This window comes from Paraburkholderia unamae, assembly GCF_003096875.1.
GTDB classification, from domain to species: domain Bacteria; phylum Pseudomonadota; class Gammaproteobacteria; order Burkholderiales; family Burkholderiaceae; genus Paraburkholderia; species Paraburkholderia unamae.
In genome coordinates this window covers 170,575-195,943 of sequence record NZ_QEOB01000002.1, presented here as the reverse complement: position 1 = coordinate 195,943, position 25,369 = coordinate 170,575, and the positions used below count along the sequence as shown (strand labels likewise).

The 25,369-nt window shown below is 65.9% G+C and carries 26 protein-coding genes; 17 read left to right on the top strand and 9 right to left on the bottom strand.

Annotated features, from left to right (window positions below; translation table 11 throughout):
* Positions 1 to 9: 9 nt before the first annotated feature.
* From C7402_RS04810 to C7402_RS04800, 3 genes are all read right to left on the bottom strand, one after another.
* Positions 10 to 1,137, bottom strand: a complete 1,128-nt coding sequence (locus C7402_RS04810; protein WP_116609792.1) for a pyridoxal-phosphate-dependent aminotransferase family protein — start codon at positions 1,135 to 1,137, stop codon at positions 10 to 12.
* A 279-nt stretch (positions 1,138 to 1,416) separates the two neighbouring features.
* The gene (locus C7402_RS04805; protein ID WP_116609791.1) at positions 1,417 to 1,848 is read right to left on the bottom strand and encodes a hypothetical protein; all 432 of its coding nucleotides are present in this window, start codon (positions 1,846 to 1,848) and stop codon (positions 1,417 to 1,419) included.
* A 36-nt stretch (positions 1,849 to 1,884) separates the two neighbouring features.
* Positions 1,885 to 2,814: a LysR family transcriptional regulator gene (locus C7402_RS04800; RefSeq protein WP_116610072.1), complete on the bottom strand. Its 930-nt coding sequence runs from the start codon at positions 2,812 to 2,814 to the stop codon at positions 1,885 to 1,887.
* A 99-nt stretch (positions 2,815 to 2,913) separates the two neighbouring features.
* Between C7402_RS04800 and C7402_RS04795 the strand changes: the two genes are divergently transcribed.
* Both C7402_RS04795 and C7402_RS04790 read left to right on the top strand, forming a co-directional pair.
* Positions 2,914 to 3,420 (top strand): GNAT family N-acetyltransferase, encoded by a 507-nt coding sequence (locus tag C7402_RS04795; protein ID WP_116609790.1) that lies wholly within the window; start codon positions 2,914 to 2,916, stop codon positions 3,418 to 3,420.
* A gap of 414 nt (positions 3,421 to 3,834) precedes the next feature.
* Positions 3,835 to 5,499 carry an MFS transporter gene (locus C7402_RS04790; RefSeq protein ID WP_116609789.1) on the top strand — a complete coding sequence of 555 codons (1,665 nt, stop codon included), beginning with the start codon at positions 3,835 to 3,837 and terminating at the stop codon, positions 5,497 to 5,499.
* 59 nt (positions 5,500 to 5,558) lie between these two features.
* Here the strand turns inward: C7402_RS04790 and C7402_RS04785 are convergent, their stop codons facing one another.
* The gene (locus C7402_RS04785) at positions 5,559 to 6,395 is read right to left on the bottom strand and encodes an IclR family transcriptional regulator (protein WP_165841782.1); all 837 of its coding nucleotides are present in this window, start codon (positions 6,393 to 6,395) and stop codon (positions 5,559 to 5,561) included.
* Positions 6,396 to 6,534: 139 nt separating this feature from the next.
* Between C7402_RS04785 and C7402_RS04780 the strand changes: the two genes are divergently transcribed.
* The 7 genes from C7402_RS04780 to C7402_RS04750 all read left to right on the top strand — a co-directional run bounded on the left by C7402_RS04780 (position 6,535) and on the right by C7402_RS04750 (position 14,723).
* Complete coding sequence (locus C7402_RS04780; RefSeq protein ID WP_116609787.1) at positions 6,535 to 7,614, top strand: cyclase family protein; 1,080 nt, start codon at positions 6,535 to 6,537, stop codon at positions 7,612 to 7,614.
* A gap of 10 nt (positions 7,615 to 7,624) precedes the next feature.
* Positions 7,625 to 9,235, top strand: coding sequence for an AMP-binding protein (locus C7402_RS04775; protein ID WP_116609786.1), 1,611 nt, complete (start codon positions 7,625 to 7,627; stop codon positions 9,233 to 9,235).
* Positions 9,232 to 10,404 (top strand): acyl-CoA dehydrogenase family protein, encoded by a 1,173-nt coding sequence (locus tag C7402_RS04770; protein WP_116609785.1) that lies wholly within the window; start codon positions 9,232 to 9,234, stop codon positions 10,402 to 10,404. Before C7402_RS04775 ends, C7402_RS04770 begins: the two co-directional genes overlap by 4 nt.
* A 48-nt stretch (positions 10,405 to 10,452) precedes the next feature.
* Entirely contained in the window at positions 10,453 to 11,181 is a 729-nt protein-coding gene (locus tag C7402_RS04765) for an SDR family oxidoreductase (RefSeq protein ID WP_112169618.1), read from the top strand.
* 59 nt (positions 11,182 to 11,240) lie between these two features.
* Positions 11,241 to 12,467, top strand: coding sequence for an ABC transporter substrate-binding protein (locus C7402_RS04760; protein WP_116609784.1), 1,227 nt, complete (start codon positions 11,241 to 11,243; stop codon positions 12,465 to 12,467).
* A gap of 65 nt (positions 12,468 to 12,532) precedes the next feature.
* The gene (locus C7402_RS04755) at positions 12,533 to 13,678 is read left to right on the top strand and encodes an NADH:flavin oxidoreductase/NADH oxidase (protein WP_116609783.1); all 1,146 of its coding nucleotides are present in this window, start codon (positions 12,533 to 12,535) and stop codon (positions 13,676 to 13,678) included.
* A gap of 142 nt (positions 13,679 to 13,820) precedes the next feature.
* Positions 13,821 to 14,723, top strand: coding sequence for a LysR family transcriptional regulator (locus C7402_RS04750; protein WP_112169621.1), 903 nt, complete (start codon positions 13,821 to 13,823; stop codon positions 14,721 to 14,723).
* A 21-nt stretch (positions 14,724 to 14,744) separates the two neighbouring features.
* Here C7402_RS04750 and C7402_RS04745 read toward each other — a convergent pair whose 3' ends face one another.
* From C7402_RS04745 to C7402_RS04735, 3 genes are all read right to left on the bottom strand, one after another.
* Positions 14,745 to 15,629: an MBL fold metallo-hydrolase gene (locus tag C7402_RS04745; protein WP_112169622.1), complete on the bottom strand. Its 885-nt coding sequence runs from the start codon at positions 15,627 to 15,629 to the stop codon at positions 14,745 to 14,747.
* A gap of 66 nt (positions 15,630 to 15,695) precedes the next feature.
* Positions 15,696 to 16,358 (bottom strand): 3-oxoacid CoA-transferase subunit B, encoded by a 663-nt coding sequence (locus C7402_RS04740; RefSeq protein WP_116609782.1) that lies wholly within the window; start codon positions 16,356 to 16,358, stop codon positions 15,696 to 15,698.
* Positions 16,355 to 17,062: a 3-oxoacid CoA-transferase subunit A gene (locus C7402_RS04735; protein ID WP_112169624.1), complete on the bottom strand. Its 708-nt coding sequence runs from the start codon at positions 17,060 to 17,062 to the stop codon at positions 16,355 to 16,357. The genes C7402_RS04740 and C7402_RS04735 overlap by 4 nt, the downstream gene beginning before the upstream one ends.
* Before the next feature lie 216 nt (positions 17,063 to 17,278).
* Between C7402_RS04735 and C7402_RS04730 the strand changes: the two genes are divergently transcribed.
* Genes C7402_RS04730 through catC form a run of 4 tightly spaced genes read left to right on the top strand, consistent with a single transcriptional unit; the run spans position 17,279 to position 20,661 of the window.
* On the top strand, positions 17,279 to 18,598 hold the full coding sequence (locus C7402_RS04730; RefSeq protein ID WP_116609781.1) for an acetyl-CoA hydrolase/transferase family protein: 1,320 nt from the start codon (positions 17,279 to 17,281) through the stop codon (positions 18,596 to 18,598).
* A gap of 12 nt (positions 18,599 to 18,610) precedes the next feature.
* Entirely contained in the window at positions 18,611 to 19,969 is a 1,359-nt protein-coding gene (locus tag C7402_RS04725; protein ID WP_341869229.1) for an MFS transporter, read from the top strand.
* 45 nt (positions 19,970 to 20,014) lie between these two features.
* Positions 20,015 to 20,335: a 4-carboxymethyl-4-methylbutenolide mutase MmlI gene (gene mmlI, locus C7402_RS04720; protein WP_112169627.1), complete on the top strand. Its 321-nt coding sequence runs from the start codon at positions 20,015 to 20,017 to the stop codon at positions 20,333 to 20,335.
* 47 nt (positions 20,336 to 20,382) lie between these two features.
* Positions 20,383 to 20,661 carry a muconolactone Delta-isomerase gene (gene catC / locus C7402_RS04715; protein ID WP_112169628.1) on the top strand — a complete coding sequence of 93 codons (279 nt, stop codon included), beginning with the start codon at positions 20,383 to 20,385 and terminating at the stop codon, positions 20,659 to 20,661.
* A gap of 21 nt (positions 20,662 to 20,682) precedes the next feature.
* On the opposite strand, the gene C7402_RS04710 is transcribed toward catC, so the two are convergent.
* A complete protein-coding gene (locus C7402_RS04710; RefSeq protein ID WP_112169629.1) occupies positions 20,683 to 21,462 on the bottom strand; it encodes a DeoR/GlpR family DNA-binding transcription regulator in 780 nt (259 codons plus the stop codon).
* Between the two features lie 135 nt (positions 21,463 to 21,597).
* Between C7402_RS04710 and C7402_RS04705 the strand changes: the two genes are divergently transcribed.
* From C7402_RS04705 to C7402_RS04695, 3 genes are all read left to right on the top strand, one after another.
* Positions 21,598 to 22,986, top strand: a complete 1,389-nt coding sequence (locus C7402_RS04705) for a nucleobase:cation symporter-2 family protein (RefSeq protein WP_112169630.1) — start codon at positions 21,598 to 21,600, stop codon at positions 22,984 to 22,986.
* Positions 22,987 to 23,130: 144 nt separating this feature from the next.
* Positions 23,131 to 23,733 (top strand): helix-turn-helix domain-containing protein, encoded by a 603-nt coding sequence (locus C7402_RS04700; RefSeq protein WP_112169631.1) that lies wholly within the window; start codon positions 23,131 to 23,133, stop codon positions 23,731 to 23,733.
* A gap of 52 nt (positions 23,734 to 23,785) precedes the next feature.
* On the top strand, positions 23,786 to 24,334 hold the full coding sequence (locus C7402_RS04695; protein ID WP_116609779.1) for a GNAT family N-acetyltransferase: 549 nt from the start codon (positions 23,786 to 23,788) through the stop codon (positions 24,332 to 24,334).
* An 8-nt stretch (positions 24,335 to 24,342) separates the two neighbouring features.
* On the opposite strand, the gene C7402_RS04690 is transcribed toward C7402_RS04695, so the two are convergent.
* Positions 24,343 to 24,651 carry a hypothetical protein gene (locus C7402_RS04690; RefSeq protein ID WP_116609778.1) on the bottom strand — a complete coding sequence of 103 codons (309 nt, stop codon included), beginning with the start codon at positions 24,649 to 24,651 and terminating at the stop codon, positions 24,343 to 24,345.
* 354 nt (positions 24,652 to 25,005) lie between these two features.
* Between C7402_RS04690 and C7402_RS04685 the strand changes: the two genes are divergently transcribed.
* On the top strand, positions 25,006 to 25,287 hold the full coding sequence (locus C7402_RS04685) for a hypothetical protein (RefSeq protein WP_116609777.1): 282 nt from the start codon (positions 25,006 to 25,008) through the stop codon (positions 25,285 to 25,287).
* Positions 25,288 to 25,369 lie beyond the last annotated feature (82 nt).

Genomic DNA, 25,369 nt, shown 5'->3' with positions numbered 1-25,369 from the left:
GCGTTGCGGCTAGCTAATGCGGTCCAGTGCCTTGGCGAACCTGGCGACCGTCCCTTCGATGTCGTGCAGTTTGTCCAGGCCGAATAACCCGAGGCGGAAGGTTTTGAAATCTTCAGGCTCGTCGCATTGGAGGGGAACACCGGCCGCGATCTGCAATCCCTCGTCGGCGAACTTCTTGCCCGATCGTATGCCGTCGTCGTCGGTGTAGCTGACCACGACGCCCGGTGCCTGAAAACCTTCGGCCGCCACGCTTCGGAAACCCTTGGCAACCAGCAGTGCGCGAATGCGCTTGCCGAGTTCGAATTGCTCCGCTTGCACCTTGTCGAAGCCGTATGCCTCGGTTTCCTTCATCACGTTGCGCAGCGTCGCGAGGCTGTCGGTGGGCATCGTGGCGTGGTACGCGAAGCCGCCGTTCTCATAGGCTTCCATGATCTGAAGCCACTTGCGCAGGTCGCACGCAAAGCTGGTGCTCGTCGTGGCGTCGATCCGTTCGCGGGCGAGCGCGCCGAGCATGACCAGGCCGCAGCACGGCGACGCGCTCCACCCCTTTTGCGGCGCGCTGATCAGGACATCCACGCCGCTGGCCTCCATGTTGACCCAGATCGTGCCGGACGCAATGCAGTCCAGCACGAACATGCCGCCAACGGCATGCACGGCGTCGCCCACCGCGCGCAAATACGCGTCGGGCAGCATCATGCCCGAGGCGGTTTCGACATGCGGCGCAAAGACCAGGTCCGGCTTGTGTTCCTTGATCGCGGCAACCACTTCTTCGATCGGCGGCGGCGCATACGCGGCCTGCCTGCCTTGTTCGACCGGACGCGCCTTCAACACGATCGATTCGGACGGAATACCGCCCATGTCGAAAATCTGCGACCAGCGGAAACTGAACCAGCCATTGCGGATAACCAGACACTTCTTGTTCGTCGCGAACTGCCGGGCGACGGCTTCCATGCCGAATGTCCCGCTGCCCGGCACGACGGCGACCGCCTTCGCGTTGTAGACTTTTTTCAGGGAGCTGGAGATGTCGCGCATCACGCCCTGAAAGCGCTGCGACATGTGATTGATCGAGCGGTCGGTATAAACCACTGAATATTCGAGGAGTCCCTCGGGGTCGACATTGGGAAGTAAACCTGGCACGCTCGCCTCCGGTAAAGGATGATTAATGTGAGCCGTTAATGTGAGCCGTATTTGCGATTCAATACCGCTGTGATCCAAACAGGCTTTTTCCTCGACGAAAGCCGATTCTAACGAAAGCCGCCGGTGGCCTGGCGCATATTTTCGTGAGGCATCCGGCGCACGCACACAGTTGCGTGGTCGCCAAACGGAACACCGGCGGATTCAACCGGCGCATGGCGGTTGTGCGACGCAACAGCCTGAGTGCGGATCAGGGCGGGAGCAAAACGGAGCCCGCCCACCTCATTGCCGCGCGGGCGGTTGCGGAGGTTGCGGATTATTGGCCGGGTTCGTATCGAACCGGTTCACGCTTTCGATCCCTGCCTGATCGGCGAGCGCCGTGAGCCGAGCGTACAGCCAGTCGGCGATGTCCTTGTCGTAGACCGGTTCGCCGCCCACGTACACCGCATACGACTTCAGATACTTCGCCTTTTTCTCGGGGTTAGCGATCGTATCCTTCGTCCATTGATACAGCGGATACCGGTCCCGGCCCATGCGCTCCGCCTCTTCGACATAGCCGGCGAAGGCATCGAACTGACACGTCAACGTGGCGTTGCGCTCGCGCAGGACCGCTTCGATCACGTCGCGCCGCTCGTCCTGAGCGTGCGCGCGCAACGCCTCGGCCAGGTCGGGCGCGACGGTGATGCGGATCTGGAATTGCCATGCTTCTGCCATGTATGCCTCCTGCGCAAACGTACAGCATAGCGCCCCTCAACGCGGCTTCGATTCCGGCACGGAACGCAGCAATTGATCGCGCAACCAGGTGTGAGCAGCGGTGCCAACATGCCGCGTGTGCTGATAGATCTTCAGCGTGTATTGCGGCACCGCGAATGGCGCCGGAAAAATCGTGACGGGCGCGGCTTTCTGCAAGATCAGCGCCGCATGCTGCGGAACGGTCATCAGCAGATCCGTGTGAGCAATGATGAACGGTGCAGCGAGCACGCTCGGCAACTGCACGGCCACCTCCCGCGTCACACCGAGACGCTCGAGCACGAGATCGATCGAACCGCGCGTCTCATTCCACGGCGTCACCACCACGTGCCGCGCAGCGAGATACTGCGCCAGGGTCGGCGCGCGCCGGATCGACGGATGCCGTTTGCTCGCGATCACCACGTAATCGTCGGAGAACCAGTCGGTGCTCTCAACGCCCGCCGGCAACGGCAGTTCGTCCTCCTCATAGCCGAGCGCAAAGTCGATGCGGCCTGACGCAAGCTCGTCCGCCGATTCGCGGCCGCGCGAATACACCACCTTGAAACGCAGCTTCGGCGCAACCTTCTGCATTCTCGCGATAAATGCGGGAAGCACGGCAAACGCGGTGTAGTCGGTGGCGGCGAACACAAACGTGCGATCGCTTGCGGCGGCGTCGAACCGGCGCGTGGGCGTAAGTCCGGCGTTGAGCAATGCGAGCGCTTCGCCTATCGGGCGCATCATCCTTTCGGCCGCCGCGGTGGGCCGCATTTCATTGCCGACCCGCACAAACAGTTCGTCGGCGAGCGCGTTGCGCAGTCGCGCCAGCGCATGGCTCAACGCCGACGCGCTCATCGCCAGCTCGTCGGACGCCAGCCTCACCGAGCGGTGACGCACCAGCGCGTCGAACACGAGCAACAAATTCAGGTCAAGCTGGCGCAGCCCTTGATGCATGATGTTCATTCGACATTGAAGATAATGCAGTATATGCAGATTCGCTTTCGACTACCATGCTGGTCTTTCCCCTGGCATTTCCGGAACCGGCTCACGCTCATGGCACTCGATATCCGACCCGCAGTCTCCAACGACGCCCCGCTCATCCTGCACTTCATCAGGGAGCTCGCCCGCTACGAAAAGGCCGAAGATCAGGTCCTCGCGACCACGGAAACGATTACCGCCTCGCTGTTCGGCCCCCAATCGCCCGCCAAGGCGCTGATATGCGAACTCGACGGCGAACCGGTGGGGTTTGCCGTGTACTTCTTTTCGTATTCGACGTGGCAAGCCAAACCCGGCCTGTATCTCGAGGACCTTTACGTCTCGACCGACGCGCGCGGCCAGGGCGCGGGCAAGCGCCTGTTGCAGCATCTCGCCGCGATCGCCGTGGAAACGGGCTGCGGGCGCTTCGAATGGAGCGTGCTGGACTGGAACGAGCCGGCAATCGGCTTCTACCGGTCTATCGGCGCGCAACCGCAAAGCGAATGGGTTCGCTACCGCATGGAGGGCGACGCCATTCGCGTGTTCGCAGACTCCGCCGAGCATCCGGCCCTTCGCACCGCATAAATCGCCGATCACGGCGTCACGGGGGCAGCGCGAGCGCGTTGCCCATAAGCGTGACCTGCCCATAAGGTTGTTAGCACAACCAATGTGCGCACCGCGCCATCTCCCGGCGTGCTACGCCATTCGAACTACCCCCCAACGCAGGCCGCCGGCGCGCGTTCACAGTGTGAACGGATCGCTGAATAGCGGTTGAAGCGCGCTTCCCCATTCGCTCAAATCATTGGCACGCACGCCGGCTTTCGGCTTGCTGCCGGCCGCCTGGTGAAATCCCTGGCGTACCGGCATGCGCGGTCGCTTCGGGCGCGAGCGTGCGCAGGCTGGGCAATCACGCAGTCCTGGAATGTTCGAAGGCGAAGACACAACCGAAAGCCGTGTCCGACGAACCGGCGCGGCAACAAGAACCAGGAGACAACGGATATGGCACAGGAAAGTCTGGACGCCCTCGCCGGGCGCGCCTCACCCGCGCCCGCCTCGCGCGGCGTGACGAGGGTGCTGGTCAGCGCGTCGGTCGGCACGGTGTTCGAATGGTATGACTTCTATCTCTACGCATCGCTCGCGCCAGTCATTGCGAAGAAGTTCTTCGCGGGCGTCGACCCGCGCACGGGATTCATCTTCACGCTGCTCGCGTTCGCCACGGGCTTCCTGTTGCGGCCGTTCGGCGCGCTGGTATTCGGCCGGCTCGGCGACCGCCAGGGACGCAAGTACACCTTTCTCGCAACGATTGTCGTCATGGGCCTGTCCACCGTGTGCGTGGGCGTGCTGCCGGGCTACGCCGAGCTTGGCGTGGTCGCGCCCGTGATCCTCATCGCGCTGCGCATGACGCAAGGTCTGGCGCTCGGCGGCGAATTCGGCGGCGCGGCCACCTATGTCGCGGAAAGTTCGCCGCAAAACCGGCGCGCGCGCAATCTCTCGTGGATCGTCTCGACCGGCGCGATCGGCCTGCTCATGTCGCTGCTGGTCGTCGCGCTGTGCCGCGCCGTGACGGGAAGCGCGTTCGAGGACTGGGGCTGGCGCCTGCCGTTCCTGTTTTCCTCCGTACTCCTTGCGATCTCCGTGTATATCCGGCTTTCCATGCAGGAGTCGGCCGTGTTCGCGCGACTGCGGCAGGAACAACGCCAGTCGCACGCGCCGATACGCGAGCTGTTCGGCGACCCGGCCCACCGCAAGACCATGCTGATCGCCTTCTTCGCGGTGTGCGCGCCGATTGCCGTGATCGCCTACACGGCGACCGTTTATCCGCTGTTCTTCATGACCGAGACGCTGAAGATCGACGCGCAAACCACCAACCTCATCATGATGGGTGCGCTGTGCACGTCGCCGCTCATGTACTGGATCTTCTCGGCGCTCTCCGACCGCGTAGGCAGAAAGCCGGTCATGCTGGCCGGCTACGTGCTGATACTCGCGACCCTGCTGCCCGCCTATCGCGCCATGACGCATCTGGGCAACCCGGCGCTCGAACGCGCGCAGGCGCAAGCGCCGGTGGTGCTGCATGCCGACCCGGCAAGCTGCGCGATCCAGTTCAACCCCACGGGCACGCGCCATTTCACCTCTTCGTGCGACGTCGCGAAGCGCCTGCTGTATCGCTTCTCGGCGAGCTTCGCGACCGAGCCGCTCGCGGCCGGTGCGCAAGCGTGGATCGGAATCGGCGGGCAACGCTACGACGTGCCGACCATGAGCGGCGCGGACAGCGCCGGGCGCGAAAAAGCGCTGGCGTCCACAGTCTCGTCCGCATTGCGCACGGCGGGCTATCCGGAAGGCGCGGAGCCTTCCAGCGTCAACGCATGGGGCCTGTTCGGGCTGATGATCTGGATGATGCTGCTGCAAAGCATGATCTACGGTCCGGGCACGGCCGTGCTCGTCGAGATGTTTCCCGCCCGCATTCGCTACACCGCGATGTCGTTTCCGTATCACCTCGCCACGGGCTGGATAGGCGGCCTGCTTCCGGCAGGCGCGTTTGCGCTGAGCGCGCAAACAGGCAGCATCTATGGCGGCCTGCTTTATCCCGCCGTGTGGCTGGTGCTCGGCTTCATCGCAACGGTGTTGTTCTTCCGCGAGACGCGCAACAACAGCATCCACCACTAACGCTTGTGCTCATGCAAGCAGGCGGGCAGGCGGCCTGCCGCCTGCCCTCGCATTCGTGCTCATTCGTCCTGGCTCCCGTGCACGGGGAAGCGTGACTGCGATCTGCGAATTTCTTCGCGCACGAGCGCCGCGATCCATTCGCGCCGGCTCTTGCCCATGCGCGAGAGCACCGACGCCACGCTGAGCGCCGCATAGTTGCCCCTGCTGATCTCGAACGCGGCGCCCACGCCCCCGGCGCCCGCCGTGATCATGTTCTCCGTTTCCGAATAGCCCGTGCGGCACGTGCGCTGCACCAGATCCTTCATGCGCTGGCGCGTGATGCCCATGCGCTCGTACTCGACCCGATGGCGCGTGAAGATGGCGTCGATTTCCGGGTCGGGGAGCTTCGCGAGCAGCGCGAGACACGCCGTGCCCACACCCAGCAAACGCAGGTTGCCGGGCAGCAGCGTGTGCGCCTTGATGGGATGGTTGCCCTCCTCCATGTGCAGGCAATGCCCGTAGTCGCCATTGCGAATGAGGAGGAAAACCGTGTCCTCGGTCTGACGCGCGATGGAGAGCAGCATGGGGCGGCAACTGACGAGCACGGGGGCGCGGCTCATGGCGGTCAGTCCCAGTTGCATGGACTCGATGCCGAGCCGGTATTTGCGCGTGACCGCTTCGCGCTCGACGAACCCTTCGTGCGCGAGCCCCGCGAGCAGCCGGAACGCCGTGCTTCGATCGAGCCCTGTGGTGGCGAGCAGTTCCGCCAGGTCGACGCCGCGTTCATGAGCGGCCGCCACGCACTTGAGCAGGCCTAACGCACGAGAAAGACTTTGCGTGCCTGCAACGCCTGACGCGTGGGCTCGCCCATCCTGTGCGGCGACGGCCTCGCCGTTCAAATCTTGATCGCTATTCATGTTCACAATGTGATCGAATTCGCCAAGCGTGCTTGTAGTGTAATCGATGTTCGTCTGCAATGGAGCACAAGAACAGGAACACGACCTTCCATCGTTGCGTTGCCAACAAGGTGACGCCGTCATCAAAAAAGGAGACAGGATGAGTCAGTACAAAGCGTTCCATGCGCCCCACGCCAGACCCGTGGAGAGCGCCACCAGTTCGCGCTGGAAGCAGCGTCCCGCCCAATCGAACTGGGGCGACTTCGGCCCCGACGATCAATTAGGAAGGCTGAATTTGATCACGGCGGAGAAGGTTCGCCAGGGTGCGGCCGAAGTCCGCGAGGGACGCTCGTTCTGCCTGAGCCTGCCGCTCGACTACCCAGGCGGCAACGCGCTCAATCCGCGGCGTCACCCGCCGGTCATCAAGCCGACGCCCAGAAAGCTCGGGCTCGGCATGAACTTCGAACTGTCGCGCGAAAACCCCGATTTCACCGACGTCGTTTGCGACGACTACGCCCAGTTGTTCCTGCAATATTCGACGCAATGGGATGCGCTCGCGCACGTAGGCGGCCATTTCGACGTGGACGGCGACGGCGTGGACGAGCTCGTCTACTACAACGGCTTTCGCGCGGGTGCGGACGTGCTTGCACCGGCCGACGACCCGCGCCTCGACGGGCAGTCGCGAGCGCTCGCGCTGGGCATCGAGAAGATCGCGGAGCATGGCGTGCAAGGGCGCGCCGTGATGGTCGATCTGCACGCCCATCTCGGCGACGCGCACCGGATCGTGAGCTACCGCGACCTCGCTCGCATCATGCGCGAGGACGGCGTGGTGGTCGAGCCGGGCGATATCCTCTGCCTGCACACGCGTTTCGCGCAGCTCGTGCTCGAGCGCAACAAGCAGCCCGAGCCCGACATGCCCGAGCGCTTTGGCGCCGCGCTCGACGGGCGCGACCCGGAGTTGCATCAGTGGATCATCGACAGCGGCATCGCCGCGATCGTGGCCGACAACTATGGCGTGGAGTCCGTGCCCGCGCGCGCGCAGTCCGGGCCCTGTGCCTTCCTCCCGCTTCATGAGCTTTGCCTCTTCAAGCTCGGCATGCCGTTCGGCGAGCTTTGGTACCTCACGCCGCTCGCCACGTGGCTGCGCGAGCACGGCCGCCATCGCTTCCTCTTGACGGCGCCGCCGCTGCGTTTGCCGGGCGCGGTCGGCTCGCCGGTCACGCCCATCGGCACGGTCTGAGCGAGGCGCTATGTCCGAAACCACACTGTTCGAATGGATCGAGCGCGCGCCGCCCGCGGCCACGGCGCTCGTGTTCGGCGATGCGCGCATCAGCTATGGCGAATTGCGCGAGCGCGCGCAGCGCATTGCGGGCGGCCTGAACGAGGCGGGCATCCGCCGCCATGACACGGTCGCACTGTGGCTGCCGAACCTGCCTGACTGGCTCGCCATCGCGCTCGCCTGCGCGCGCCTCGGGGCGGCCGTGCTGTGCCTGAACATGCGCTATGGTCCGAAGGAAGTGGGCCAGTTCATGGAGCGAACCGGCTGCAAGGCGCTTTGCTACATGCCTTCGTATAAAGGGAAGGATTACGAATCTCTGTTGCGCGCCGTGGATCCCGCTTGCCTCGCCGCGCTGCAATGCGTGGTGGCGGTGAGCGAGGCGTACGCGCGCGCCCCGGCCGCGCGTGCGCCGTACGCACCAGAGGGCGCTCGGGCGATCGATCTCGAAGCGCTGGCTTGCGCCGCCCCGTTAGCGCATGTGCCCGCACAGCCCGGGGACGCCTGCATCATCCTCTCGTCGTCGGGCACCACGAGCCAGCCCAAGCTGATCGTCCACGCCCAGGGCCGCGTGCTGCATCATGGCCGCGACGTGGCGGCCGCCTTCGGCATCGGCCCCGACGACGCCCGCCTGCTGCTGGCCATTCCGCTCTGCGGCGCGTTCGGCTACACCATTGCGATGACCGCGCTCGCCGCCCACGCGCCGCTCGTTCTCATGGAAAGCTTCGACCCGGCCGAAACGGCGCTCGCGATGGTCGAGCATCGCGTCACGCACATGTTCGGCACGAACGACATGCTCGACAAGATCCTGGCGGCCACCGGCGCGGACTGGACGCCGCGCGACCTGCGCATGTATGGCCACGCCAATTTCACGCCGGGTCTCGTCGATCTGCCCAAACGCGCCGAAGCAAGAGGCATCCTGATGCGCGGCTGCTTCGGCATGAGCGAGACGCTTGCGCTGTTCGCCGCGCAACCTGGCGACGCGCCGCTCGATCGGCGCGCGCAATCGGGCGGCGTGCCGCTCGCGCCCGACGCGCGCATACGCGTGCGCTGCCTGCGCACCGGCGCGCTGCTCGGCGCGGGCGAGCCCGGCGAACTGGAGATCGCCACGCCCGACATCATGACGGGCTATCTCGGCAACGCCGAAGCCACCGCGAAGGCCTTCACGCCGGACGGCTTCCTGCGTACCGGCGACATCGCCTGCCTGACCGGCGACGGCGGCTTCAACCATCTGTCGCGCATCGGCGACGTTCTGCGCATTGGCGGCTACCTCGTCAACCCGCTGGAGATCGAGGAAGTCGTGCTGGCCTCGTCCGGCGCGCACGCATGCCAGGTCGTGGCCGTCGAAGCCCAGGGAAGCGCGCGCCCCGTGGCGTTCGTCGTCGGCAGCGAGGCCTATGTTCACGAGGAGCACACGTTGCTCGCCGCATGCAAGGCGCAACTGGCCATTTTCAAGGTGCCGGTGCGCATCTTCCGGATCGGTGCATTCCCCGTTACGCCCAGCCCCAATGGAGAGAAAGTGAAAAAGAACGAGTTGCAGGCCATGGCGAGAGAACTGCTCGCTTCCGGGGAGGCACGGTCATGAGTGGATGGTCGCATTGGGACTGGCCGTTCTTCGACGCGCAACACGAGACCACCGTCGAGCGCCTTCATGCCTGGCGCGCTCGCTACGCGCAAATCGAACCATCGCTCGCGCAACAGCCGCTCACCGAACAATGCAGGCTGCTCGCCGCCGAACTGGGCAAGGCGGGACTGCTGGGCTACGCGGTTCCGCGGCTGGCTGGCGACACGCCGCCATCGGTCGATCTGCGCTCCGTTTGCTTGATCCGTGAAGCGCTGTCCTATGACAGCGCGCTCGCCGATTTCGTGTTCTCGATGCAGGGCATCGGCTCCGCGCCGCTCTGGTTGTTCGGCAGCGAAGCGCAGCGCTCGCGCTACCTCGACGGATGCCGCGAAGGCCGCACGCTCGCCGCCTTCGCGCTGACCGAACCCGGCGGCGGCTCGGACGTCGCCGCGATCACCACGCGCGGCGAACGGCGCGGCGAGCGCTATGTGCTCAACGGCGCGAAAGCCTATATCTCGAACGGCGGCATTGCTGACTACTATGTGATCGTCGCGCGCACCGAAGATGCACCCGGTGCGAAGGCGCTTTCCGCTTTTCTTGTCGATGCGCGCACAACGGGTTTGAAGGCCAGCGCAAATGTGGAGATCGTCGCGCCCCACCCGCTTGCCGAACTCGAACTGCACGACTGCGAGGTGAGCGCCGACTCGATGCTCGGGCAACCCGGCGAAGGATTCAAGGTGGCGATGGCGGTGCTCGACATCTTCCGCTCGTCGGTCGGCGCGGCGGCCGTGGGTCTCGCGCGCCGCGCGCTGGACGAAACCGTCGCGCGCATGAACGCGCGGACGCTGTTCGGCAAGCCGATGGCGGAAATGGACACCGTACGCATGCGCGTAGCGGATATGGCGCTCGACACCGAAGCCGCGGCCTTGCTGGTCTACCGCGCGGCCTGGCAGCGCGACGCACGCCGGGCGGCGATCACACGCGAGGCGTCGATGGCCAAGCTCGGCGCGACCGAAGCCGCGTTTCGCGTGGTGGACAGCGCCGTGCAGCTATTCGGCGCACTGGGCGTCACGCAGGGCTGCGTGATCGAGCGGCTCTTTCGTGACGTGCGGCCCATGCGCATTTACGAGGGCGCTTCTGAAATCCAGAAACTCATCATCGGCCGCAAGGTGCTGGCCGCCTGCCCTTGACGCGGGCTTCGCCCGCGACTTTTCCACTTTGGACAGACAGGAGCATTCATGACAACCAGAAAACGCGTGCTGGTCACAGGCGCGAGCCGGGGTATCGGGCGCGCTGCGCTCACACGTCTGCGCGAGGACGGCTATCAGGCGATTGGCGTCGCACGCACGCGCCCCGCCGATCTGGAGGACGACGCCGACTTTCACTGCTGCGACCTGGACGATCTCGCGATGACACAGGAACTCGTCACGCGGCTCGCCAACACGGCACCGTTCTACGGCCTCGTGAACAACGCCGCGATCGCGCACACGACCTCGCTCGACGACACGCGGCCCTCGGACATGGAGGAAGCGCTGCGCGTGAACGTCAGTGCCTCACTGGTGTGCGCGCAGGCGCTGGTGCCGGGCATGCGCGAGCTAGGCGCGGGGCGCATCGTGAACCTCTCCTCGCGCGCGGCGCTCGGCAAGATCAATCGCACCGCATACAGCGCGACCAAGGCGGCCGTGATCGGCATGAGCCGCACGTGGGCGCTGGAACTGGCGCCCTCGGCCATCACGGTCAACGTGATCGCGCCAGGCCCCATCGCCACCGAAATGTTCCACACCGCGAGCCCGCCGGAGGACCCGCGCACGCAGGCGCTGATGGCCGCCGTTCCGTTGCAGCGGGTGGGCACGCCGGAAGAAGTGGCGCACCTCATCGCATTCCTGCTCGACGAGCGCTCGGGGTTCGTGACCGGACAAACGCTCCATATCGACGGCGGCTTGACCACCAGTAACGTTCGCATTTGAGGAATATTCGCACGCGTTGAAAAACATATGCCGCCCGACCGGGCGGTAAGGAGACCATAATGAAATCCGTCCATGCACTCCATCGTGGCGCGCTCGCAGGCATGCTGGCCGCGCTGGCGCTGTTCGCCGGCACGCCCCAGGCGCATGCCGAGGAAGGCGTGAAGATCGGCCTGATCCTCGACATGACCGGCGTTTACTCCGATATTTCCGGCAAGGGCAGCGTGACAGCGGCCCAGTTGGCCATCGACGATTTCGGCGGCAAGGCGCTCGGCCACAACGTGGAGCTGGTCGTGGGCAACAGCCAGGGCCATGCCGATACGGCAGCCACCACGGCACGGGAATGGTTCGACGTGAAGCACGTGGACGCGATCATGGACGTGACGGGGTCGTCGGCCGCGCTCGCCGTGCTCAATATCGCGCGCGCCAAGGGCAAGATCCTGTTCCTGAGCGGGCCCGCATCGGACCGCCTGACCGGCGATCTCTGCACGCCCACCTCGGTGCACTATGCGTACGATTCGTACGCGCTCGCCAACTCGGTCGCGCGCACGGTGGCGAACCAGGGCGGCAAGCGCTGGTACTTCATCACCGCCGACTACGCCGGCGGCCACGACATCGTGGGCGCCGCGCGCACGGCGCTCGGCCAGTCCGGCGCGAGCGTGCTGGGCGAAGTGCCGGTTCCGCTCGGCGCAGCCGACTTTTCGTCGGCCGTGGTGCAGGCCCAGAACAGCGGGGCGGGCGTGATCGGTCTCGCCAGCTTTGGCGGCGACCTCGTGAATGTCGTCAAGGCGGCGCGCGAATTCGGCGTGCGCCCGGGCGGCCCGCAACGCATGGCGAGCCTGCTCATGTACATCAACGACGTGCACGCCATTGGCCTGCAAACCGCCCAGGGCATGGTGCTTTCCGAAGCGTTCTACTGGGACATGAATCCGCAAACGCGGGCGTTCTCGCGCCGCTACTACGAAAAGGTCAAGGCAATGCCGAACATGAGCCAGGCGGCCGTGTATTCCTCCGTGCTGCATTACCTCAAGGCCGTGCAGGCGGCGAATTCGACCGACGCCACCGTCGTGATGCGCAAGATGCGCGAGATGCCGGTTTCCGACTTCTTCGCGACGAACGGCCGGATTCGCGAAGACGGGCTCATGGTCCACGATATGTACCTCTTCCAGGTCAAGAGCCCGGCGGAATCGAAATATCCCTGGGATTACTACAAATTGCTCGCGACGATTCCCGCCGACAAGGCGTTCAGGTCGCTCGCGCAAAGCGGCTGCCCGCTGGTCAAGCCGTAATACGCTCTCGCGAGCGGACCAGAACGTCAATCCGGTCGATCCGGCACGCCAAAACAGGAGCCACCATGCCGAACGCCATGCTGTTTTCCGGGTTCCGCTTGCGCGATCTGCAACTGAAGAACCGGATCGTCGCCTCGCCGATGTGGCAGTACGCCGCCAACAAGGGCTACCCCACTGACTGGCATCTGATGCATCTCGGCCGCTTCGCGGACGGCGGCTGCGGCCTCGTGTTCCAGGAGGGCACGAGCGTCGAACGGCGCGGCTGCGGCACGACCGGCGATCTGGGCCTCTGGGACGACTGCTTCGTCGAGCCGCTCGCGCGCATCGTCGCTCTCATCAAGGCGAACGGCGCGGCCGCGGGCATCCAGCTTCTGCATTGCGGGCGCAAGGCCCGCACGCGAGCGCCCACGCAAGGGCGCGGCTACCTGGCGCGTACGCCCGATATCGAGGACTGGGACGAGTGGGAGCCGATATCCGCGAGCGCGGTCGCGCTCAAGGAAGGCATGCCCGCGCCGCGCGCCATGACGCCAGGCGATATCCGCGCGGTCGTCGACGCCTACGCCGCGGCGGCCTCGCGCGCGCGGCGCGCGGGCTATGACGTGATCGAGTTGCACGCCGCGCACGGCTACCTGCTCCACCAGTTCCTCTCTCCCGCAACGAACCGGCGCGGCGATGCGTACGGCGGCAGCCTCGCCAACCGCATGCGCCTCGTGATCGAGATCGTGGACGCGGTGCGCGCGAACTGGGACGACGCCAAGCCGCTATTCGTGCGCGTGTCGTGCGTGGACGGCGCGGGCTGGAGCGTGGACGACACCGTCGTGCTGAGCCGCCAGCTCTCGCTGCACGGCGTGGACGTGATCGATTGCTCCTCGGGCGGCCTCGTCGGTTCGCCATTGCCCTCGCATGCCGCGCCCGATTATGGCTATCAGGTGCAGTATGCGGAGCACGTCAAGGCGCATACCGGCATGCCGACCGCCGCCGTGGGGCTGATCGTGCATGCGCGCCAGGCCGAGGCGATCCTCGCGGCGGGCCAAGCCGATCTCATCCTGCTCGGCAGGGAACTGATCCACAACCCGAACTGGGCGATCGACACCGCGCTCAAGCTCGGCGTTGACGGCGCGGCGGCGAACTGGCCGCCTCATATCCGCTATTGGCTGGAGCGCCGTGCGAGCGCCACGCCGGGCTTCATGCCCTCCACATTCGCACCTTGAAACACGGCGTTTCGGCGCACGCCCTCATCGGCTTGCCAGCGAGAATTGGCGAATACCACAATAGCCCGCGCCACGCCGCGCTGCTACATTGAGCATTTATGCGGGCGCGAACGACTCGCTCCGCCGCTGCCGGTTCTCGCCTATGCATTTCGATCTCGCCGACTTCCGACTCGTCAGCAATATTGCCGAGGAGTCGAATCTCACGCGCGGCGCCGCGCGCTCGTTCCTGTCCGTGCCGGCCGCAAGCCAACGCATCAAGAACCTCGAATTCACGCTCGGCATCAAAGTGTTCCAGCGCTCCAGCCAGGGCGTGGCACTGACCGAGGCCGGTCGCGCCTATCTGGATCATGGGCGGCGCATCCTCGCGCAAATCGAGCTGCTGACCAGTGAATTGCAGGCGTTCGGCAGCGGTCTGAAAGGACAACTGAAGATCCAGGCCAACACGACGGCAATCACCGAATTCATGCCGCCCGTGCTCGGCGCCTTCCTGCGCGACCATCCCGAAGTGCAGATCGACATGCGCGAGAAGCTCAGCGACGAAGCCGTGCGCGCGGTGCGGGACGGTGCGGCCGATATCGCCATCATCTCCGGCACGGTGCCGACCGACGGCACCGAAGTGCGCCGCTTCGCGCGGTCGCGACTCGTTGCCGTGGCCCCGCTCGATCATCCCGTGGCGAACAGAAACAAGGCACGCTTTCAGGACTTACTGCAACACGAATTCGTCGCGCTGCTGGACGGCAGCGCGACCCAGGAATTCCTGCGCCAGCATGCGCTCGCGCTGCACGAGAACCTCAGCGTGCGCGTGCAGGCGGCGGGCTTCGACGCCGTGTTCCGGCTCGTGGAAGCGGGCATCGGCATTGGCGTGATGCCCGAGATCGTCGTGCAACGCATGAACAGCCGCGCCACCGTGCACGTGTGCGAGCTCGACGAGCCGTGGGCCACGCGCGAATATCAGCTATGCGCGAAGGCCTTCGAGTCGCTGCCCTCGTTCGCGCAGGACCTGGTTCGCCGCATCATCGCGGCCTACGACAGCGAGTCGCCGTAAGCCGCGACGCATGCGCGCTGTTCAGCGCAGCGGCTCGAATGCGAAGCCGTTACCCTCGCGGCGCACATAGCCGCAATATGGGTCGCCGAAATGCACCGGCAGAATGAGCGCCTCGCGCTCGGCGGCCGCTTCGAGAAACGCGTGGCGCGTGCTGCGCGCCTGATCGGGCCACAGGCAGTAGCCCGAATTCACCTCGGGACAGGCAATCTGGATCGGGTTGTGGCAAATGTCGCCGCTGAACACCGCCTCCTCGCCGCGCGAGCGGATGCGAAACGCCACCTGCCCAGGGCTGTGCCCCGGCGCGGCTTCGACCTTCAGGCAATCGGCGATCTCCATGCCCGGGCGCATCATGACGGCAAGCCCCGCATCCACGACCGGCATCACGCTGTCGTCGAACGCGTCGCCGAACACGTCCACGCCCTCCACCTTGTTGCGCCCCGCCTTGCAATAGAGAAAGTCGTCTTCGGGGAGGTAGTAGCGCGCGTTGGGGAAGGTGGGCGTCCAGCGGTTGTCGAGCCAGCGCGTATTCCAGCCCACGTGGTCCATATGCAGGTGCGTGATGGCGACGTGCGTGACCTTGTCGAGCGGCGCGCCGGCGGCTTCGAGCCATTCGGGCACGAGCGTATTGAGCCGGTGCATGCGCGCCATGCCTTCGCGCGGCTTGCCGTTGCCCACACCCGTATCGACGACGATGATGTTGCCGCCCGCGTGCACGACCCACAATTGCACGGTCAACACGAAGCGGTTCATGTGCGGCACCCAGTGCTGCGGCGCCATCCAGTCGCGATTGCGTTCGAGCGCCGCCGGATCGAGATCCGGCAGCAGGAATTCCGGCGGATGCGTGGGGCCGGAGTATTCGTGAATGCGGGTGATGCGCACATCCCCGATCATCATGGTGTCGATCATGGTCGTCGTTTCGATGGGTTCGTGTCCGGGGCGCGGAGCGCGAAGCGCGCCCCGCGCGTGGTTCGATTATGCCGCCGCCGCGTCGCGCGCGAGCGCGAATCGCAAGGGCGCGGCCGTGGCGGCCTGCACGTCCTGTGCGCTCGCGTGGCCGGTGAGTTCGATCACCGTGAGGCCTTCGGCGCGCACGTCGATGACGGCGAGGTCGGTGTAGATGCGCGTCACGCAGCGCATGCCCGTGAGCGGGAAGGTGCACTCGGGCAGGATTTTCGGCGCGCCGTTGCGGTCCACGTGCTCCATCACGACGAACACGTTGCGCGCGCCCACGGCCAGATCCATGGCGCCGCCCACGCCGGGAATCGCGTCGGCGTCGCCCGTGTGCCAGTTCGCGAGGTCGCCATGCGCCGACACCTGGAACGCGCCGAGCACGCAATAGTCGAGGTGGCCGCCGCGCATCATCGCAAACGAGTCGGCGTGATGAAAGAGCGCCGCGCCGGGCAGCAGGCGGATCGGCTCCTTGCCCGCGTTGATGAGATCGGGGTCCTCTTCGTGCGGCGCGGGCTTGACCCAGCGGCCGAGCACGCCGTTCTCGCTGTGCAGGATCACTTCGCGTTCGGTGGGAATGTGATTGGCGACCAGCGTAGGCAGCCCGATGCCGAGATTCACATACGCGCCTTCGGGAATATCGCGCGCCACGCGCGCGGCCAGCGCATTGCGTTGTTGCGGGGTCATGCGAGCGCTCCTGCAAGAGATTCCGCGGCGGACGGCGCGGCAGCGCCGCGCACGACGAGGCGATCGACGTAAATGCCGGGCGAGACGATGGCTTCTGGGTCGAGCGTGCCGAGCGGCACGAGTTCGGACACCGAAGCGACGGTGCGGCGCGCGGCCGTGGCCATCACGGGACCGAAATTGCGCGCGAGCCGCCGGTAGACGAGATTGCCCCAGCGGTCGCCGCGTTCGGCCTTCACGAGCGCGTAATCGAGCGGCAGCGCATATTCGAGCACCTGGCCGCGCCCGCCGATCTCGCGCGTTTCCTTGTGCTGCGCGAGCGGCGTGCCATAGCCCGTAGGCGTATAGAACGCGCCGATGCCCGCGCCCGCCGCGCGCAGCCGCTCGGCGAGCGTGCCCTGCGGGCACAGCTCCAGCTCGATGCGGCCCTGGCGGTACAGGTCGTTGAACACCCACGAGTCGGGCTGGCGCGGAAACGAGCAGACGATACGCGCCACGCGCCCCGTTTTCAGCAATGCGGCGAGGCCGATTTCCGCGTTGCCCGCGTTGTTGCTGACGAGCGTGAGCTCGCGCGCGCCGCTCGCGATCAGCGCGTCGATCAGGTCTTCGGGCACCCCGGCGTTGCCGAAGCCGCCAATGCCGACGACCGCGCCGTCGCTCACGTCGGCGAGCGCGCTTGCGGTGTCGGGCCAGTATTTGTCGATCATGTCTGAGGAATTCCGTGGTTGGACGGTTCCGCCACGATAGCGCCGCACGGCGCGCGCACCCATTCGATTTTTTGAAAGACCGCGTTTCGTCATCGCGCTTCATAGCCGCGTTTCGCCAAACCAAACGGCGCGCTCCGAAAAACGAAATTCCCAGCCGCGCGGCGCGCACCGAAGATACGTTCAGCCCTTTCACCCTCGCTGCCGGAGTCCGCGTTCATGCCTTCGTCCCCGCTTTCCCCGCTCAGTGCCGCCGCCGTCGATCTCTCGCGCCATGTGCGCGCCGGCGACCGCATTCACTGGGGACAAGGCGAAGCGCAGCCGCGCACGCTCATCAAGGCGCTGCTCGAACAGCGGCATCGCCTTGGGCGCGTCGCGGTCCTGCTCGGCGAATCGCAGGCGGGCCTGTTGCAGCCCGAGCACACGGACGCCATCGACTTCGCGACCTGGTGCGGCTACGGCGGCAATCAGGCGCTCGTGCAGGCGGGCGTGCTCGACGTGTGGCCCTGCCATGACGCCGCGCTGCCCGCGCTGATCCGCGCGGGCGAGTTGCGTGTGGACGTGCTGCTCCTCCAGGTGTCGCCTCCCGACGCGCTCGGGCGCTACAGCCTCGGCTGCGCGATGGACACGCTGCCGGCCGCGCTCGACACCGCGCGCGTGGTGATCGCCGAGGTGCATGCGGGCGTGCCGTGGACGCATGGCGAGCGCTACCTGAACCGCGAGGACTTCGACGTGCTCGTCGAAGCCGATTACCCGCTGGACGCGCCCTCCGCTGCCGATGCCATCGATTCCACCGACGCCCGCGTACGCGCCATCGCGCGCCACGCCGCCACGCTCATCGACGACGGCGCGACGCTCCAGAGCGGCCCCGGCGCGATTCCCGACGCGATCCTCGCGCAACTCGCCGACCGCCGCGGCCTGGGCCTGCATACGGACACCGCGGGCGCAGCGGTCGTGGAACTGGCCGCGCGCGGCGCACTCACGAACGAGCACAAGCGCGTGGATCGCGGCATTGGCGTAGCGGCCCGGCTCGCGGGCGGCGCGCGCCTGCGCCGCCACGCCGCGCACGACGAGGGCCTCTCACTACGCGGCATCGACTACCTCCACGACCCGGCCGTGCTGGCGCGGCTCGACCGCTTCACGGCGATCAACACGGCCATCGAAGTCGATCTCGGCGGCCAGGTCAACACCGAAGTCCGCGGTGGCTATTACGTCGGCGCGGTGGGCGGCGCGAGCGCGTTCTCACGCGCGGCGCGCGCGAGCCGCGGCGGCCTCGCGATCGTTGCGCTCACATCGACCCACGGACATCGCAGCCGCATCGTCGCGTCGTGCGGCGGCCCGATCGGCATCGCGCGCAGCGACGTGGACGTGATCGTGACCGAATACGGCGTGGCCGACCTGCGCGGGCGCGGGTTGTGGGCGCGCCTGCGCGCGATGCTCGACATCGCCGCGCCTGAGCACCGCGACGCACTTGAAAGACAAAGCCACGAAACGCTGCGCGGCGCGGGCGTGGACTGGAGCCAGCTCGTCGGCGCCTGAGCGCGGGCACGTATCAAGGCAATTCGACCACAACCCGACAACAACCCATGCGCGGGCACGACCCGCGCGCTCAAGGAGACAGCGATGTTCGACTGGTACCGTTCCGGCTCGACCGAGGAAAGGAAAACGTTCTGGGCCTGCTATGCGGGCTGGGCGCTCGAATCGTACGATCTACAGATGTTCAGCTTCCTCATGCCGTCACTAATGGTGCTGTGGACCCTGACCAAGCAGCAGGCCGGCATGCTCGGCACGGTGGCGCTGCTCGCCACGGCGCTCGGCGGCTGGATCGCGGGCATTCTCGCCGACCGCTACGGACGCGTGCGCATCCTCATGTTCACGATCCTGTGGTTCACGTTCTTCGGCGTGCTCGCAGGCTTCGCGACCTCGTTCAACCAGATGCTCGTGGCGCGCACGATGCAGGGCTTCGGCTTTGGCGGCGAGTGGGCCGTGGGCGCGGCGCTCATGGCCGAAGTCGTGCATCCCGAGCGGCGCGGGCGCGCGCTCGGTTTCGTCCAGTCGGGCTTTTCGCTCGGCTGGTCGGCGGCGGTGCTCGTTTCGACGGCGATCATCGCGTGGCTGCCGCCCGACTGGGCGTGGCGCGTCGTGTTCTGGGTCGGCGTGATCCCGTCGTGCGCGGTGATCTTCATCCGCCGCAACGTGAAGGAATCGGCGTCGTTCACGAAGGCCGCGCGCAACACCGCGCCGCAAGCCTCGCTGCTCTCGGTATTCAAGCCGCAGTACGCACGCTCCATCATGCTGGCGAGCCTGCTCGTCATCGGGCTTCAGGCGGCCTGCTATGCGATCCTGATCTGGATTCCCTCGCTCATGGTGGAGCGCGGCCTTGCCGCCGGTTCGATGATCGTCTCCATTCTCGTGATGGCCGTGGGCGCCTTCTTCGGCTTCGTCAGCACTGCTCACTTTGCCGACACCGCCGGCCGCCGCCCGGCGCTCATCTCGCTCTCGGTGCTCGCGTGGGTCGTGACCGTGTGCTACATGCTCGTGCCCGTGAATCCGCTGCTCATGCAGGTGCTCGGCTTCTGGGTGGGCTTCGCCGCCATCGGCATGTTCGCGGCGCTCGGCCCCTTCCTGAGCGAGCTGTTCCCCACCCGCGTGCGCACCACCTGCATGGGTTTCGTGTACAACGTAGGCAAGTCGATCGGCGCGACGGCGATCGTCGGCGTGGGCTGGCTTTCGGCGCATACCGGGCTTGCGCATGCGATCGGCCTCTTCTGTCTCGCCGCATATGCGATTTCCACGTTCGCCATGCTGATGCTGCCCGAAACGCGCGGCGTGAGCCTCGACGACATCGACGCGCAACTCGACGACGCTACCGACAACGCACAAGCGGCGCAAACATCGGCCGCAGGCTAAACACCGCACCATCATCATCACCACGATTCCACCTGGAGACAACCCATGATCCGCATGCTGTACCTGCTGGCGAAGCCCGCCACGATGTCCGACGCGCAGTTCGCCGCCGAATGCCGGCGTCACTACGACATGTCGCACGACATTCCGGGACTCGCGAAATACGAAGTCCGGCTCATCGCACAGCAGCCCACCGATACGCACGTGCCCTATATGGACGTGGGCCGCGTGGACGCCATCGGCGAGTGCTGGTTCGAAGACGAGGCCGCGTATCGCCTCTATATGGAATCGGACGTGCGCAAGGCCTGGTTCGAGCACGGCAAGACCTTTATCGGCGCGCTCAAGCCGTTCGTCACGCAGCCCGTGTGACGCGGCACGCCAACGCCCCTTACCACTTCATCAAGGAGACAACGCTCATGCTGTTTTGCGTGGAAATGAAAGTCGAAATCCCCGAAACGCTCGACGCGCAACGCGTGGAAGCGATCAAGGCCGCCGAAAAGGCGCGCGCCACCGAAATCCAGCGTGCGGGCAAGTGGCCGCATTTGTGGCGCGTGGCGGGACAGTATTCGAACATCAGCATCTTCGACGTGGCGAGCAACGACGAACTGCACGACCTGCTGTCGAGCTTGCCGCTCTTTCCGTATATGCAGATGCGCGTGGTGCCGCTCGCGCGGCATCCCTCGTCTATTGCCTGAGCGCCACTGAAACGCGCCCGCCTACGCCGCGACGTGCACCTGCGTGCCCGCGGCGGCCACGGCCTCGTTCATTTCGGCGGGCAGCGGCTGGTCGGTGAAGAGTGCATGGATCTGGCTCAAATGGCCCTGGCGCACGAGCGCCGGGCGGCCCACTTTCGAATGGTCCGCCACGAGGTAGACCGTGCGCGCATGCTCGATGATGGCCTGCGCCACGCGCACCTCGCGCGTGTCGAAGTCGCGCAGCGTGCCGTCGTGCTCGATGGCCGACGTGCCGACGATGGCGTAATCTACCTTGAACTGGCGGATGAAATCGATGGTGTGCTCGCCGACGATTCCTTTGTCCCACGGCCGCACCACGCCGCCCGTGATCATCACTTCGCAGTCGGGATAACCGCTCATCACGCTCGCCACGTTGAGGTTGTTCGTGACGACACGCAAGCCCCGATGACTGTGCAGCGCACGCGCGACTTCCTCGGTCGTCGTACCGAGGTTGATGAAGAGCGAAGCCTGGTCGGGAATATGCTGGGCGGCAAGCGCCGCGATGCGACGCTTCTCGTCATGGAACATGTGTTGCCGCGCGCTGTACGAGAGATTCTCCGCACTCGTGGGCAGACTCGCGCCGCCGTGATAGCGGCGCAGGAGATTCATATCGGCGAGCCAGTTCACGTCGCGGCGGATGGTTTGCGGCGTGACGTCGAAATGCGAGGCGAGATCGTCGACCGTGACGAAGCCGTCACGTTGCACCCATTCGAGCATTTCCTGCTGGCGAGCATTCAGGGTGAGGCGCGGGTCTCGTGTCATTGGCTCGGTGTACTGGCGTTTGAGGACTGGCCCTATTGTAAGGGCTAACCGTGCGCTGCCCGATGGTGCGTCCGAGGGCCGCCCTGGCGCTTCGGCTAAAATGCCGGGTTTTCCTTCTTCACCAGCCCTTTAGCGATGCAATCCGCCTCACCCGCGCGGCCCGCCGCCCCCGGCGCCGACGACACCGAACACGCCCACGACCTCGTCTACGGTCCCGAAGACCGCCCCGCTCCGACCATCGCGTTCGTCGCGGCGCTCCAGCATCTGCTCGCGATCCTCGTGCCCATCGTCACGCCGGGCCTCCTGATCTGCCAGGCGCTGAACGTCTCCAGCCGCGACACCACGCTGATCGTCTCGATGTCGCTCGTCATCTCCGGCATCGCCACGTTCCTCCAGTGCAAGCGCGTGGGGCCGCTCGGCGCGGGCCTGCTCATCGTGCAGGGCACGAGCTTCAACTTCGTCGGCCCGTTGATCGCGGGCGGCAGCCTCATGGTCAAAGAGGGCGCGGCTGTCGAAACGGTGATGGCCGCCATTTTCGGCGTCGTCATCGCGGGCTCGTTCGTCGAGATGGCCGTGTCGCGCATCCTGCCCTTCATCAAGCGGCTCATCACGCCGCTCGTCACAGGCATCGTGGTGCTGCTGATCGGCCTCACGCTCATCAAGGTCGGCCTCATCAGCATGGGCGGCGGCTACGGCGCCATCGCCAAGGGCAACTTCGCGAGCGTGCAGAACCTCACGCTCTCGGGCCTCGTGCTCGGCACCATCATCGTGCTCAACCGCGTGCCCATTGTGTGGGTGCGCAGCACCGCGCTCGTCATCGCGCTCGCGATCGGCTATATCGTTGCGGGCGCAATGGGTCGGCTCGACTTCACCGGCGCGCGCGAAGCCGCGCTGTTCCAGATTCCGACCCCGTTGCACTTCGGCCTGGGCTTTTCGTGGTCGCTGTTCGTGCCCATGCTGATCATTTACCTCGTCACCTCGCTCGAAGCGATCGGCGACGTGACGGCCACCAGCAAAATCTCGAAGGAGCCCGTGGAAGGCCCGGTGTGGATGCGGCGCATCAAGGGCGGCGTGCTCGTCAACGGCTTCAACTCGCTGCTGGCCGGCGTGTTCAACACCTTCCCCAGCTCCGTGTTCGCGCAGAACAACGGCGTGATCCAGCTCACCGGCATCGCGAGCCGCCACGTGGGCCTCTGGATCGCGGGCATGCTTGTGGTGCTGGGCCTGTTCCCGCCGGTCGCCGGCGTGCTCCAGGCCGTGCCCGAGCCCGTGCTGGGCGGCGCCGCCATGGTCATGTTCGGCGCGGTTGCCGCTTCCGGCATCAACATCCTCGCGGGCACCCGGCTCGACCGCCGCGCGCTGCTCATCATCGCCGTTTCGCTGGCGCTGGGTCTGGGCGTTTCGCAGGTGCCGGAAATTCTCACGAGCCTGCCGCACGCCCTGCGCAACGTGCTGGAGTCGGGCGTCGCCACCGGCGGCATCTGCGCACTCGTGATGAACTGGTTCCTGCCCGAAAAGCCATGATGGACGGAACGCTCGACTGAGCGATGCAGTGAGCGCGCGGCCCGCTTGTCAGCGCATGGGCCGCGCGCTTTTTTATTGACCTCGAATTCCAATTTATTGGATAATGACTCCATCATCCTGGAAACAGATCAAACGGACAGGCAGATGGACACGCAAACCGACAGCCCGGCGGACACCGGCATCAACGAGCGCATCGCGCGCTGCGTGCGCGACCTGCGGGCCACCCGCGGCCTGACGCTTGACGCGCTAGCCACGCGCAGCGGCGTGAGCCGCTCGATGATTTCGATGATCGAGCGCGGCGCCGCCAGCCCGACCGCCGTGGTGCTCGAAAAACTCGCGGCCGGGTTATCGGTGACGATGGCAAGCCTGTTCGGCGCGAGCGGCGAAAGCGCGCCCGTGGAGCCGCTGGTGCGCCGCGATCAGCAGGCGCAGTGGCGCGACCCGCAGTCGGGCTATACGCGCCGGAGCGTGTCGCCGCCGAACTGGCCCTCGCCCATCCAGCTCGTCGAGGTGGATTTTCCGGCGGGCGCGCGCGTGGCCTACGAAACCGGCAGCCGCGAGAATGTGATTCACCAGCAGGTCTGGGTGCTGCAAGGGCGCATCGACGTCGAACTGGGGAGCCAGCGCCACACGCTGCACCCCGGCGACTGCCTCGCCATGCGGCGCGACCAGCCACTCATTTTCAGCAATCCGACGTCGCATGCCGCGCGCTATGTCGTCGCCATCTGCGACATGAGCGGCGCCTGAAGCCGCGCGACGCCCTGAACCCGCCACCCTTCTCATTTAAACAGGATTCCCTATGAATTCGAAGTCACAGAGCGATCATGTGAGCTTCATCGACTGCAACGAAGCAGACCATGCAGCGGCGATTCTCGAAATCCTCAACGACGCGATCGTCAACTCCACGGCGCTTTACGACTACAAGCCGCGCGCGCCCGAAGCGATGGTCACGTGGTTCGGCACGAAGCGCGCCAACGGATTTCCGGTGGTGGGCGCGGTGGACGAAGCCGGCACGCTGCTCGGCTTCGCGAGCTGGGGCACGTTTCGCGCGTTTCCCGCCAACAAGTACACGGTCGAGCACAGCGTTTATGTGCATCGCGACCATCGCGGCCGGGGGCTTGGCGAGCGCTTGCTCAAGGAGTTGATCCGGCGCGCGGGCGAGACGCAGATCCACGTGATCGTGGGCTGCATCGACGCCGCCAATGCCGGCAGCATCGCCCTGCATGCGAAGCTGGGATTCACGCACGCGGGCACGATCAAGGAAGCGGGCTTCAAGTTCGGCCGCTGGCTAGACGCCGCGTTCTACCAGCTCAATCTGGACATGCCCGCGCCGCCCGTGGACGGCTGAAGCTCGCGTCAACGAGTACGACGCGCGCGCCGCAGTGCGCGAGCCGCGCGCATTGGCGCACGCGCGGCGCACGGCGCCTGCGGCAACTCGCGCTCGCGCGCCGCGAGCGCCTGAGCGTCGCGCCGCCCTTGCCGGCGCACCACGAGCATCGCAACGCCTACCGCCACGAGCACGGCCGCGCGAAACGGCTGTGACTCGAAGTCGCGCTCCGGCACATGCAGCAGCATGATGGAAACGAACACGGCGGCCTGAATGAGGATCGCCGATAGCGCGGCGACGAACAGATACGCGTGCAGGCGAGCGGTCGACAGCTTCATGGGGCGGCGCTCCGGCAAGTTGCGTGGACAACGATATCGCGTTGACTGTTTTTACCCGCGTGGATTCTGCGAGCACCCGGCGCGCGGCAAGACGTGAGTCCTGGGCAGGGTCATGCGATCGTGCCAGCGCCAAGCTGAAGAGAACCTTAAGCGTCACGCCTTGTAACGACGTTTTTTCGTCGGACAAAATCCTTTGCGCTCCTCTCTAACCAGCGCCTTTCATTGTCTTTCGTTTAGCCTCGATTCCCACGCATCGCGCTAAAGGTCCTTTGCTGCGTATTCAGCGCTTACGTAAGGTTGGCTTAAGCTGACCTCCCTAGTCTTGCAGGCAGCTACCTGTCAGGCAATGCAGTCATGAATCGTACTTATGAATATCGCGGCTACGCGATCCATGTGGGCGTCGAAGCAAATGGCGCCGTCCCGCTCGAACGCACCGAAGTCAAACGCCCTCGCTATGCGGCCGTCGTAACCGTCTCAACCCTTGCGGCTAACGACGCAACGGCGTCCCCCACACGCGCCCTGAAAATAGGCGACGCGGCCGGCATTCCCTTCCAGTCCGATATCGACGCGTTGATGGGCGGCTACAGCGCGGCCTGCCGGCTGATCGACGAGCAGCTCGCCGAAACGGCAACCTGAGTCTACATAAGGCACCCCGCGGCTACCTGATCCTCGCGCCAATAAAAAAACGCGCGACGGCAAGAAGCCATCGCGCGTTTTT